Genomic DNA, 13,222 nt, shown 5'->3' on the forward strand with positions numbered 1-13,222 from the left:
CGACAGTTCCCCGTGCAGGGTGCACGTCGAATCAGCACGTTCGTTTGGGTAGGGCGAGGGTAGTATTAGGCACAAGGGTGGGGAGTTGAATCAACTAGTCGTTGTGGCTGGCTAAACAGCCGACAGGTCCAATGACATGTCGGGACGCACGATCGAAGCGGCTTGGGCGACCTTTTCTTCCGAGACTGCCGCGACGGCTTCCATAGGCAAGACAACGGTGAACACAGTTCCGGTGTCGACGACGCTTTCGACCTCAATCGTTCCGCCGTGTAATTCCGATAGGTGTTTCATGATGGCCAAGCCCAATCCAGTACCGATGCCTTGGTCGGCAATGGCGGCTTGGTAGTAGGGTTCGAACAGATGCTCAAGATGTTCGGGGGCGATGCCGCGTCCGGTGTCTCGAACGCTGATGCGGAACTTATCGCTGCCCTCGGGACGAACGCGAACGATCACATTGCCGCCTTCGGAGTTGTATTTGATCGCGTTGGAAAGCAGGTTCAACAAAATTTGACGCAGTCGCAACGGGTCAGCGACCACTTCATTGAGCGTAGGATCAACCTGGGCGGTGACGCTAACGCCGGCGGTGTCGGCTCTTGGCCCCACCATGCTGACGCATTGATTGATCAGTTCAACCAGGGCGACGGGTTGCGGAGCGATGCGAATCATACCCGCCTCTGCTTTGGCGTAGTCCAGGATGTCATTGACCAGGGCGAGCAAATGTTGAGCGGCCTCGTCGATGTCTCCTATGAACTCACGCTGATCGTCGGTTAAGTCGCCGGTCGATCCATCGAGCAGGGTTTCGCTGATCGCCGTGATGGTTGAAAGAGGCGTCCTCACTTCATGCGATGTTTGACGCAGTGCATCGGCCCGCATGGCAATGAGCTGCTCTTGCACTTTGGATTGTAGAACTCGCTTCTTTTCCTCGGACTGCATCTGGTAGCTCATCATCAACAACCGAACGGTGAGATAGATCAGTGCTCCCAGCCCAAGCATGTCGCGAAAGGCATCGAAAACGGGGTGCCAATGGTCAGGGCGAGCTTCGTAATAGAGTTGTGCAAACATCGTGGCGGCGACAATGCAAACAATCGCTGATGCCAAACCGATAGCACGACGCTTTACCAACGCGTATGCGGAACCCACGGCAGCCAAATAGTACAGGATCAATACCATTCGGTCTTCAAACGCGATCGCATGCATCACTCCGATGAAGACGATGGCTAGGCAGAAGATCCCAACGTCGGTGTTGAGTACCTTCTTCGCGAGTGTGGGTTTGATTTCCATGGAACAGCTCCGAGAACTATTAGTGGTTGCGGGTCCGGTAGGGGATAGGGACTACAAAATCTTTAACGAGACCGGTTTTCCGCCTAGCAACTCTACGACGCAGTTAGTGACAGGTGAACATTTTGGAGCATTGACGTGATTGCTCCTTCAGCGGGGGACACATCTGTGCTGATCGTGACGGTGTTGTTGGTGCTAATGATTGTCCGTGACAGGAAGCATTGACCACGCGGGCGCGGTATAACATGAACCCTCATCCCACCTGCCTCATCTTCGCCCCGCCCATGATTGTCCTGATCGCTGTCATCACCGTCCTCGTTTGCATCCTTGTTTTTCGACTTCACGCGTTCCTGACCCTATTACTTGCTGCATTCATCGTGGCATTGTTGAGCGATGCCACCTTGCTCGGTGACCGCGGAGCAATCGAGACATTCGTTAATTTCGAACTTGCCCGCGAATCTATGACAGACGTGCAGGCGAAAGCGTTACTGGCTCAGTCACCCGCATCCCGCCTGACCACCGCGTTTGGCGAAACGGTCGGCAAAATCGGAATCTTGATCGCACTAGCGAGCGTGATCGGGCAATGTCTGCTTGAATCAAAAGCGGCTTCGGTGATCGTCGATCGGTTGTTGAAGTGGACCGGACCTCGATGGGCACCCGAAGCGATGGCCCTTAGCTCGTTCGTACTCGCCATTCCCGTATTCTTCGACACGGTTTTTTACCTGATGTTGCCACTGGCTCGTTCACTACGTGCTCGCCTCGGCAAGGATCTCGTGCTGTTTATCTTGGCGATCCTTGCTGGTGGATCGATCGCTCACTCGCTCGTTCCGCCCACCCCAGGACCGTTGTTAGTGGCGGGAATCGTGGGCGTGGACATTGGAACGATGATGATTGCAGGACTTGTGATCGGTTCGCTAAGCAGTTTGATTTCGATGGCTGCCGCACGTTTGATCAATCGAACGATCGACGTTCCCCTTCGCGCGGTTGCTGATGATCCGCAATTTGCCGGTGGAGACGAGAACAACGATCTGGCATCTCGCTATGAGGTGTCGCTTGAAAACGCTCCCGGCATAGCGATTTCACTGACGCCTATTTTCCTGCCCGTCGTGTTGATCGCGGTGGGGTCGGTCGTTAATTGGTTGGTCAAGGCTGAAACTCTGCCATCTTCGACCTGGGTTTCTATCGTGCAAACCTTGGGAGATAAGAACGTCGCTATCGCATTAGGATTAGTCGCATCGTTGAAGCTGATCAGCTATGTCGATCCAGCCAAACGAGGGTCGCTGGTGACACGCTCTCTCGCATCGGCGGGCAACATCATCCTGATCACGTCGGCCGGCGGCGCGTTCGGAGTCATGCTTCGCCACGCCGGCATCGAGCAAACGGTAGCGGGACTGGCGGGTGAAACCAGCGGGATTTTGCTGCTGCCATTGGCGTTTGTGGTCACGGCGACCGTTCGAACGCTACAAGGATCGGCGACGGTCGCGATGATCACATCTGCGGGAATCCTGCAGGGCTTTGCGACCCCAGAGGCTCTGACGTTTCATCCGGTCTATCTAGCGATGGCGATTGGCGCAGGCAGCAAGCCGATCTCTTGGATGACCGACAGTGCGTTCTGGGTGATTACCCGAATGAGCGGAATGTCCGAGTCAGAGGGATTACGCACGATCTCGCCGATGAGTATCTGCCTTGGCTTTTCCGCTTTGGCCGTGACGATGTTCTTCGCGATGGTTTATCCTGGCGTGTAAGCCATTTTGAATCACTTCCGATCAATTCTCTTGAACGCATGAAAATCAACCGCGCACACATCATGGCTGGCTACGCCAGTCATAACGCATCGCTGTTTCGCCGGTTAGGTGTTTCGCTGGGTGATCCCGCCGCTTGGATCAAGCTCGACGAGCGAGCCATCGCCTTGGTGCGAGATTTGGAAATGGATCGAGTCCGCGCTCATTCGCGTGCCGACAAGGTAACGTGCCCCGCCGAAAATTCACCGCCGGCGGGTCTGAGTCCTGACCGCGAAACCGCAACCGCCGAGGCCGCCGTTCAGATCCTTCGCGGAGCCAAAATTGAAGAGGTGACGACGGATCGAACGTTGCCGTTCATTTTTGCGTGGCACCTTCAGCAGGCTGAGATCATCATTCGGTACGACCCTAACTACGGTGTCATCGACCGACGTACCAAAACGGACGCGGAAATCATGGCACTTAGACAGGCCCAAGCGCATACGGAAAGCGTGATGCGAATGGTTTGCGAACGGATCGCTCGGTCGGACACCAACGATCAAGGCCAACTGGTGCATGATGGCGAGGTGTTGACCAGTGAAGGATTGCGCAAGTTCGCTGCGGTTGAATTTATGCAACTCGGTTGCAGCATGAGTCACGGTGGAATCGTTGCTACGGTTCCACAGGTTGCTGACTGCCATCATTCCGGCACTGGGCCATTGGTGACCGGCCATCCCGTCGTCGTGGATTTGTTCCCGAGAGACGACGCGTCGGGTTATTGGGGAGACTGCACTCGTACCGTGGTGCATGGCACGCCCACTGACGAAGTGATCAAGATGCATGCTGCAGTCATCGAGGCAAAGCAAGCCGCCATCGATTCACTGGTCGGCGGCAACACGGCCGATCGAGTTCACAGAGCTTCCGAATCGGTGCTCAAACGTCACGGGTACAAACCATCGCGCGGTAAGATCACTGACGAACCAAGTATTCAACACGGGACTGGGCATGGTGTGGGGCTAGAACTGCACGAACCAATTTTGTTAGATGCCGAAGGCGGCGAGATCCTCGAGGGTGAAGTGTTTACGGTAGAGCCAGGCTTGTACGGTCGAACTGATGGTGGCGTCCGGGTCGAAGACATGTTGGTCGTGACCGATGGCGAACCAGTGAACCTGAACACACTTCCCGAAGGCCTGGATTGGGCATAATCTGCGTGTAGCCTGGGTCTATTTTGGGCCTAGTCTTGGACCTAGTCTTGAACATAGTTTGGGGAACGAGGATGCGGCCATGAGCGTTCTACGCGTCACAGTCTCAGATGACGCGACTGTTGTCAGTACGCTCAATCCGGATGGTTGACGGCGCATCGGTTAAGACTTGGTCACCGAGCGTGTCGTTAGCGTTTTGCAGGTGATCGCAATCGCTCTAGCTCACGCCGAAACGATCTATCCGCTAGGCAAGGATGGACTCGACCGTTTGTAATTCGCGGTCGTCCGGTCCCAGTTTGTCTTGGGCACCCATCCGCTGCAACATCGTGTTGTAGATGTCGATCCCCTCGCGTCCCGCGTCAATGATCTTTCCGCTTTTGAAACGACCATTCGCCTCCGTGATCGCATGAAAGACTCCGGACAATTCTCGTTTAACGTCGCTGTGGCGACCATCGCCGGATTCCGTAGAAATCGTCAGCATCGAATTCTGCAGGATCGACTTTCCGTTGGGCTCCTGGACCGCATCGAGCTTCTTCAAAAAGTAAGCCACCTCGCGCATCTTCATGTGAGCATGAGCACGCAACGCCTCGTTCTTTTTTTTCTCGGTGAAGCGATGCCAGAACTCGTGACTGCATCCTCCACTGCCTCCGGCGCCTAGTTGTTGGGAATCATTGAAGGTAAAGCGATGCTCGTTGTTGTAATGATAATCACCGGTCATTCGTAAGCGTTCACCCGCGGCCAGGAAGGTGAGCGATCCGAATCTTACGCGATCCATTTCAACGGCCAACGCGTAAAGGTCTGCCATCAATCGCCATTCGTGCGTCAGTTCGTCGAGAGCCATGTCCAAGCCTTCGCCACCGGGGTCGGCTTTTCCTCCGTGAGCAACCTTGGATGCGGGCGGAAGCTTGACGGCTGAGCGATTCTCGTCTGGATCGAGCGCTCGGTCCGCAAACGCACGCTGCTCGTACTCGCGAACGCGGTCCAAGTGATCGGCAATTCGTTGTCGAGACGCGTTCCCCAACGGTGACGTGGGTCCGCAAAAATACTTGTATTGATCCGTGACTGCATCAAGCACACTCTGTTTCATTCGGGTTTCGGATTCGTCGCTCGATTCGCCCTTCATCGATCCAAACACTCGGCTGAACAAGTCTCGTGGACGCTCTTGAATGGTGGCGGCAACGGAACCGTCGGCGTTGTAACTGTGCACAAATCTTCCTACTCGTGATCGACGGAAGAAAGTCCCGGCGACAAGTGTGGGAGTAACGCCCGCGGGTTGTCCGTTGGGATAGGCACTTCGCCGCACCACTTGATCGATCGAGGCACCGCCAGCTCGTGCTTCGCCATTCGGTGGTGTCGCCGTGAATGCTGCACTCGCTCCGTCGTAGTGAGCGTTGATTCCTGATTGATCACAGCGGACATGGTCCACACCTCGCATGATCAACAACTTGTCTTTCAATTCCGACAGCGGTTCGAGAACGCCGTCGTACCCTTCGGATTGCAAGGGCGAAGGAATTCCTAATCCGAAGAACACATTGAACGCGCGCACCGGCGGTTCAACGGCTTCGGAAGCAATCGCGGCTGACGAAAACATTTCCTCTAACACAGGGAGTCCGACAATGGTTCCCGTGATGGATCGCAACAAAGTGCGGCGATGAATTCGCGTCGTCGTCATGGCTAACCTCTTTATGTTTCAACAATGGATGATGATTCGCCTCGCTGCTAACGCAACGAACCGTTGACAAGCAACTCAGTCACAATTGACTGGTAGGTTGCCGCCTTGCCGCCCGCCGCTTCGTGGACCTGACGAACGCTTCGGGCATCGACGACATCTAGCGGTCGACCGATACAGAACTGGATCACTTTGCGAGTCAAGCAAGCAGCGACGCGATCACTATTGGCCAATAGGTCCATCATCTCGGCGGCCGTTTCGTACTTCACCGGTTCTGCGTCTCCGGGGAATAGAATCTCGCCGTCTTCACGTAGCTTGTTGCCGTGTTCGTCTTGTTCGTGGTAACTGCCCAGACCATCGAACTTTTCCAGGCCAAACGCGAGTGGTTCAAAACGACGATGACAGCCGCCGCACGACTGGTTTTCAATTCGCTGCGACGCAATCACTCGATGCGTTAGTCCCGGTTCAGTTGGAACGGGCGTCGTATCGAGTCCGGGCGGCGGATCGCCCACTTCGCTAAAAAGCAAATCGCGTAAAACAAATAAACCTCGCGTGACCATCGAAGCATTATCGCCTCCCATGGTCAGCACGCTGCCGTGCGTCAAAATTCCGCCGCGGGAGGGAACATCGCTCAAGTCATACTTAGCCCAGGGCACCGGTTGAGGCTCGAATCCATAGTGCCGGGCCAAATCGCGAGTCGCATAGGTGTAAGGAACATTCAGCAACGCGACCATGGGCTTTCGGTCTTGCCACACCAATTCGCGGAAGGTTTCGACTGTCTCCCATCGCATGTCGATCGCAAGGTCGGAAACCCAGTCGGGAAATCGTTCGCGATCGGGGTTCATATGATCGAGTCGATCAAGGTTCAGCCACTGCGTTACAAACTCAATCGACCGATCCACGCATCGCGGATCATTCCACATCCGATCAATTTGCGATCGCAAGACTGTTTCACTGAACAACTCTCCTTCATCGGCAAGTTTCACTAGCTCGTCATCCGGAGGGCCTCCCCACAGCGTGTAGGAAAGTCGGTTTGCGATCTCGTAGGCGTTGGGACTGCCATCGCTGTTTTCGATGCGGTAAAGAAAACGGGGCGATTGCAGCATGGCTCGCAAAACGTATCCCACCGCGCCCTCGTAGTCCGCGCCTGACAAAGCAGCAGTGCTGGCGACGCCTCGATACAGCGCAATTTCATCGTCAGAAAGTGGACCGCGAAGAATTCGCTTGCCCATCTTCTGCACCAACGGACGCATGTTGCGATCCGTGTGAGTCCGATTCATCGCATAGGGTTTCGCGAACGCATCAACGTCCAATCGGCCGATGATCTTATCGGCAAGTTCTGCATAGGCGGCGACGTGCTTGAGGTCGACCGTCAAGTTGTAAGCTGTGTTTCGAAAGCCGTCCGCTCGCAAGTCCTGAGGCAACGCGGTGCGTGCTTCGTCGGCAATGTCGATTCCGAGTGTGGCACGGACGGTTTCGATGTACTCGTTCATCGTCAGGCGACGAACCCAATGCTGCGAATTAACGTTGCCTCGGTAAATCGAGGGATCGATGTAGTCGACTGACCAAACCGCGCCATCCTGAATCCATTGTTTCAACAGTTCCTTTTCTGAATTCGATAGCGAAGGCCGATCATGAGGCATTTCGTCCGATTCCACCGACGTGAACACCAAACTTTCGCCCGGTGAACTCGGAACAATAGCGTCACCCGAATCGCCGCCCGCAAACGCAAATGACTTTCGTGAGAGGTCGAGTCCGCCTTCTCTAGATGAACTGTCGTGACATTCGAGGCAACGATGCGACAACAAGGGAGCGATATGTTGTTCGAAATGTCGTTCGGCATCCGCCAGTGGATTCGCAACCGCGACGGGTTCGTTGATACCGTCGTGTCCACACGCAAAATTTCGTTTGATTTCGCTGTCAGTGAGTGCTTGATCAAACAAGGCGACCATCGACAACTTTCCATTCCAAGGACGTCCACCGACAATTTCGTCTGCGATTGCGAGGCGACATTGGCGATCCCAGCCAGATAAATCGCCCGCGTGGTGAGTGTGCGCGACTCGCTTGCCATCCACATGCAAGGCTGCTTCACGGTTAGGCTTGCGAGTGAAAACGATGTGTTTCCACCCCTTGGCTAATCCTTTGATCTTGGCTTTCGTTCCCGGCAATCCATTCGCGTCAGACATGGAAGTGCGTAACCGCACCTCAATCGCATCTCGTTCCTGACCGAGCGTGACGCTCCTTCTTGACGAGTCCCGCGAAAGGGTCACTATTCGAGCAGGTCCCGATTGATTCAGGTCCGTCACCTGCATCCACATCTCGATCGTAATCGCCTGGGACGCAGTAAACAGATCTGCTAGCCGCTGCGAATCTACCAGCGAGGCGACGATTTTCGGTGATCCCACAATTTCGATCACGCCATCGTGCGTTTTGACCTTTGCCGGCGTTTCAATACTCAAGTGAATAGCGTCTTCACGGCCCGAAGTGTCTTCGACCAAACCTGATCGAATGTCGTCGAACGCATAAAAGACCTGCAATCCACGTCGAACGCGGGTCAGATCGTCAGCCGAAGCGGGTTGTCCAAATCCCCAGGCGATCAACAGCATCAAGCCAGCTACAACACGCACGCATCAATCCTCGAATCGAGTTAATGATCTTCGACATCAAACTCGCAGCGTCATTAAAACAGTGCCGAACGGACTGCAAGTGAGAGTTTGCGTGCTGCACCCCCAAGGGCGACAAGGCAACTAAACGATTTCCGGGACTTCGTAGCCGCTACGATATTGCCGCTTGAGAAGCTCATTCGCTTGGTCGGAACCTTCACCCACGAATTGCTCGGTTTTCTGATCGAGCTTCAACATCGGGCTTAGCGAAATCTGTTCGTTGTCCAACTGAAGACCGTGCGCCTTTAGATGGGAATCCATTTCGCCGAGCAGTTCGGTCCAACCTTCATGCGAAACTTCGTTGGCGGATTCCTTCGTAAAACGCTGGCCAGTTCGAGCAGCAATGTTCGCTAGGTTGCACCAACCGGTCGTATCATTTCCGACTTCGATTTCGGCATTCAACATCGAACGATCTTGTGCACGGACGGCGTCGATAAAGTTGGCTTGATGTTTGATGTCACCGGCGCCTTTGAACGTTCGAATCACCTTGCCATCGTTGTCCGTAGCCACACCCTTACCGCGTTGGCCTTCGAAACGACCACCTTCGCAATACGCGATGTAACCGCTGGCTGGACCGGGGTGACCGGCAACCTTTTTCGATCCGGGCTTAGCGGGCAAATTCGACAACCCAATTACCACCGGAATCGATCCGGTGTCAAAGAAGACGAAATGAACGTTCGGAGTTTGGCCAGCATCGTTGTAGGCCACTCGACCGCCGCCACCCAAAATGCGTTGGGGCAGCTTGACCGAATCTTGGAACACGTTGTTTCGCAGGTCATCGAGAACGTGAACGCCCCAGTTGCCCATTTCGCCACTGCCGGTGTTCCAATCCCAGTGCCAATCGTAGTGAAGCGAGTTTCGGTAGATCGGCTGATCCTGAGCCGGACCTAGCCACAAATCGTAGGCCACGTTCTTGTCAATATCGAGCGGAGTTTCGCGTTTGCCGATCGGCTGGCGAATGCCGAAACGATTGACCCGTGCGGACTCGATCTCGCCGAGAGCTTTTTCCTCGTGCAGAAATTTCTTGATCTCAGCCTGCATCGGATCGCTTCGTTGTTGCGTCCCGATTTGGCAAATTTTGTTGTACTTACGAGCGGCGGCGACGGTTTGGCGACCTTCCCATTGCGAATGGGATAGAGGCTTTTCGACATAAACGTCCTTGCCCGCTTCCATCGCCCAAATGGCCGCTAAGCAGTGCCAGTGGTTACACGTTGCAATCACGACGGCATCGACTGAAGGCGATTCGAGCAGCTTTCGCATGTCGGTGAATGTTTCAGCCTTGGGAAATCGCTGTTTCGCAAGTCCGACCCGAGACTCATCGACATCGCACAAGGCTGCGATGTTCGCTCCTTCGACGGCTGTGAATTGCTTCATCAGCTCACCAGCACGCCCGCCACAACTAATGAAGCCCAGGTTCACTTCGTTCGCCGTTGACGACGCCATCACGCGTGGAGCCAAGGAAGTGGTCAATCCAGTAGCAGCAGAGGCCGCTAAAAAGGTGCGTCGATTCAGAGATTTCATGTCGGGTGGGATGTCTGAGGTAGGAGGTGGGATGGAGTACTATCCTAACACATCTGACACACCAGTTATCAGCATTTGTGGGGAAGTTTCCCGCCCATGACCATTTTGGCTCCTACCAATGTGTCCATCGACATCCCCAACCAATTCGGTACTGTTTCGCCAGATGGATTGTATGGGAATCCAGCCGACCGTTTTGGCGAAACACTCGACTCTCGGTTCCAAAATCATTGACGAGTGGTACGTCAGAGGGTGACAATGAAGCAAACGCAAGGAATCGTTTCCTCACCTTTTCTGAATTCCTCATTCATCACTTCTTCATCTAGGTTGTCCGATGTTGCTTTCCGGTGACGAAATTCGCAAACGTCAAGAAAACCAGTGCCGGATCGAACCTTACCAGGAAGATCGCCTGAATCCGAACAGTTACAACCTGTCGCTTCACGACGAACTACTGATCTATGAAGAAGTCGTTTTGGACGCTGCTTCCCCCAATCGTTACCGCCGAATTTCGATTCCCGAGGAAGGTTTGACCCTGCAGCCAGGGATTTTGTACCTCGGCCGGACCGTCGAATACACCGAAACTCACGGGGTCGTTCCGATGATTCAAGGGCGAAGTTCGCTCGGAAGACTCGGATTGTTCATCAACCCCGGCGGCAGCGTCGGCGATGCGGGATACAAAGGCACCTGGACAATCGAAATGCACTGCGTTCAACCCGTGCGCATCTACGCCGGAATGCAGGTCTGCCAAATCTACTATCTGACGATTGAGGGTGAGTGCACGGAATACTGCAGCGAGAAGTATCAGAACAGTCGTGACATCCAACCGAGCCTGTTGTTCCAAGAGCTTGGCAATCCGGATGGCGATCGGCAACTCGAATTGAAATTCGAAGAGCTATTGCTGGGCGCCCAACAAACTTAGATCACGTCCTAGATCACGTTCTCGGTCACCAACCACTTCTATCATTGGATCAGTGGTGGTTAAGACTTCCGACGTACCGTTCGTTACGGTGCGGGGCGAATTAGGCCGCGCGGGCGCTTCTGATCCGAATCGTTTCGTCGTACTTTAAGTTGACGATAGCCGGTTTTGCGTCAAGCTTGTTTGGGTGCCACATTTCGATCGTTGGCTTCACGTACTCTTCGCCGCCGGTTCGCAAAACACGGCCGATGCATTCGTTGCTCAGGTTCACGAAGGTGCCAATCGGATGCAGCGATACAGTTTCCAGCAATGCTCGAACAGCGGCTGCATCGAACTTTCCCGACTGCATTTCGTTCAAGATCGCAACGTTGGCATAGTACCCCTGAATGGCAAGTCGGTGTCTTCGCTTACTTACCATGCCGATAAACGCATCTGCCACCGAAGCAATCCGAGCCAAAGGATGAATCTGAGATTTGATCCGACCCCGCGGATAGCCACTGCCGTCACATCGCTCGTGAATTTGATACAGCACCAAGCGGGACAACTCGGGTAGCTCACCTCCAAACTTCGCCGAAATATCAATCGCTTTGACGGGATGGTTCGAAAGACGACGGATGGATCCATGTGACAGCGGAGTTTTGATATCGAAGAACGCGGTTCCCACGGCCGACATCCCCACGTCGTGGATCAGACAGCCCAAGGCCAGATCCATCAAATGATTTTGGTCGAGACGCATTGTTAATCCGATCGCTAGTGCCAATGATGCCAAGTGCACGCCGTGCCGACTCGGGTAGTTGCAATCCGCCGGACTCGTCGCCAGGGCTACCAACGCATCAGGGTCTTCCACAAGACGCTCAATCAATTCGTGACAAGTGCCAACCAAGGGCTCTAATGACACAGTGTTGCTGTGCAAGGATTCCTCGAACACCTCCAAAGATGTTTGGATTCGGCGGTCGCTTTCTATTGCCCATTGTCGCTTAAGCTCGCTGCCGTAGGCCAAATCAATGGGTCGGTCAATCTGAGCTATGAGTGGATCATTGGTCTCTGGAATTTCTTGTGAAACCTGTTGGTCGTCAATCTTGTCATCGATGTACTCGGACATTTCATTGACCATGGTTGACTGCACGTAATCGAGCGCTGGTGGTACTTTCGTCCGGCGACCCTCCGATTCAAACGCCATGCATACCGCTAAGTCGCGTTCGCTCATCAACACCGAATCGATATGACGCTCTTTGAGTCGGTTGATAAATTCTTGAGTGACCGGAATGCCGGCCGACAGCAATTTCACTCGGTCATCGCGAGGATCCATGACCGGCGCAACGAGTGGAGTGCCCACCACCAAGAGGTCGATTGAAACCTGTTTACATTTCACGTCGCCGCGCCTGACAAAGAAATTGGATTAGACGTTTTGCCTACCGTGGATTCATCGAAGTGGATGCGTGGTCGGAAAGTGTCCACTGCACGAATCGGGGGCAGTGTCGACTTCTTTGACTTGACATCTGAAAATGCCAGTGGCTATGACGACGTACCCCACGCTCGGTTTCTTCGGCGTTTTGTAGGTGTTTAGGTTGGTAGATAGAATTTGAACGGCAAAACCGCTATTTCACGCTCGCAAAGGCTTCTCATTTGCCCTCATGGGTAACGTCTTGCACACAGGTGCGCTAAACGGTCCAGCCGTCAATCTTTGACAATCGCAACCAATTGATCGAAACATGACCCCGTGTTCTCTGTCCAAATCGAGGCTGTTGGGATAGACTAGTGACGAGTCAGGCGGAGAGTTTGTCCCTGTTGTTCATACGCGAAAAGCTAACATCCATGCGACCTTTTGATTTGCCCAGTCGTTCTTTGCTCGTGACCTCCGTCGCGATCTCCTGCATTGCTAACGTGGTTTCGGCACACCCTGGACATGACACAGCGATCGTTTCCAGTGATCATCCGCTACATTCATTCGTCGAGCCTGCTCACTTCATCGGCCCCGTCGCTATCGCATCACTTGTGTTGATCGGTATCGCGGTCGCAACTACCTATCGCTTTCGTCGTAACGAACGCAACAAGGTTGCCGTCCCAGTACGCAAGTAGGTTGCGAACGACAGCGCGGCGCTGGCCAATCTACCTAGTAAGTTTGGTCGTCGAAGATTGGTAGACACGATCAGGCCGTCGATCAGCGTCCCGGAATTAGCGGCGCGACGCGTATCAAACGCGGCATACTTCACCCGCCAATAACGTTGCTACCAGTGCCGTGCAGGCACCTACGAGCG

10 protein-coding genes are annotated in these 13,222 nt (G+C 54.3%); 5 read left to right on the forward strand and 5 right to left on the reverse strand.

Features of this window, described 5'->3' with window-relative positions:
- Positions 1–111 precede the first annotated feature (111 nt).
- The gene (locus tag Pla22_RS16380; protein ID WP_146515898.1) at positions 112–1,281 is read right to left on the reverse strand and encodes a sensor histidine kinase; all 1,170 of its coding nucleotides are present in this window, start codon (positions 1,279–1,281) and stop codon (positions 112–114) included.
- A 281-nt stretch (positions 1,282–1,562) separates the two neighbouring features.
- Here Pla22_RS16380 and Pla22_RS16385 point away from each other — a divergent pair, with 281 nt between their 5' ends.
- Together Pla22_RS16385 and Pla22_RS16390 are read left to right on the forward strand one after the other, a co-directional pair.
- Complete coding sequence (locus Pla22_RS16385; protein ID WP_146515899.1) at positions 1,563–3,023, forward strand: GntP family permease; 1,461 nt, start codon at positions 1,563–1,565, stop codon at positions 3,021–3,023.
- 38 nt (positions 3,024–3,061) lie between these two features.
- Positions 3,062–4,201, forward strand: a complete 1,140-nt coding sequence (locus Pla22_RS16390) for a M24 family metallopeptidase (protein WP_146515900.1) — start codon at positions 3,062–3,064, stop codon at positions 4,199–4,201.
- Between the two features lie 241 nt (positions 4,202–4,442).
- Here Pla22_RS16390 and Pla22_RS16395 read toward each other — a convergent pair whose 3' ends face one another.
- The 3 genes from Pla22_RS16395 to Pla22_RS16405 all read right to left on the reverse strand — a co-directional run bounded on the left by Pla22_RS16395 (position 4,443) and on the right by Pla22_RS16405 (position 10,051).
- On the reverse strand, positions 4,443–5,870 hold the full coding sequence (locus Pla22_RS16395) for a DUF1552 domain-containing protein (protein ID WP_146515901.1): 1,428 nt from the start codon (positions 5,868–5,870) through the stop codon (positions 4,443–4,445).
- 47 nt (positions 5,871–5,917) lie between these two features.
- On the reverse strand, positions 5,918–8,494 hold the full coding sequence (locus Pla22_RS16400) for a DUF1592 domain-containing protein (RefSeq protein WP_146515902.1): 2,577 nt from the start codon (positions 8,492–8,494) through the stop codon (positions 5,918–5,920).
- A gap of 120 nt (positions 8,495–8,614) precedes the next feature.
- Positions 8,615–10,051, reverse strand: a complete 1,437-nt coding sequence (locus tag Pla22_RS16405) for a Gfo/Idh/MocA family protein (RefSeq protein ID WP_146515903.1) — start codon at positions 10,049–10,051, stop codon at positions 8,615–8,617.
- A 96-nt stretch (positions 10,052–10,147) separates the two neighbouring features.
- Here Pla22_RS16405 and Pla22_RS25860 point away from each other — a divergent pair, with 96 nt between their 5' ends.
- Entirely contained in the window at positions 10,148–10,282 is a 135-nt protein-coding gene (locus Pla22_RS25860; protein WP_261343146.1) for a hypothetical protein, read from the forward strand.
- 100 nt (positions 10,283–10,382) lie between these two features.
- Entirely contained in the window at positions 10,383–10,967 is a 585-nt protein-coding gene (dcd, locus tag Pla22_RS16410; RefSeq protein ID WP_146515904.1) for a dCTP deaminase, read from the forward strand.
- A gap of 100 nt (positions 10,968–11,067) precedes the next feature.
- Here dcd and Pla22_RS16415 read toward each other — a convergent pair whose 3' ends face one another.
- Positions 11,068–12,336: an HD-GYP domain-containing protein gene (locus Pla22_RS16415; RefSeq protein ID WP_146515905.1), complete on the reverse strand. Its 1,269-nt coding sequence runs from the start codon at positions 12,334–12,336 to the stop codon at positions 11,068–11,070.
- A gap of 443 nt (positions 12,337–12,779) precedes the next feature.
- On the opposite strand from Pla22_RS16415, the gene Pla22_RS16420 reads away from it, so the two are divergent.
- On the forward strand, positions 12,780–13,043 hold the full coding sequence (locus tag Pla22_RS16420) for a hypothetical protein (protein WP_146515906.1): 264 nt from the start codon (positions 12,780–12,782) through the stop codon (positions 13,041–13,043).
- The last annotated feature ends 179 nt before the right edge of the window (positions 13,044–13,222 follow it).

Origin of the sequence: Rubripirellula amarantea (assembly GCF_007859865.1) — a bacterium.
Classification (GTDB): Bacteria; Planctomycetota; Planctomycetia; order Pirellulales; family Pirellulaceae; genus Rubripirellula; species Rubripirellula amarantea.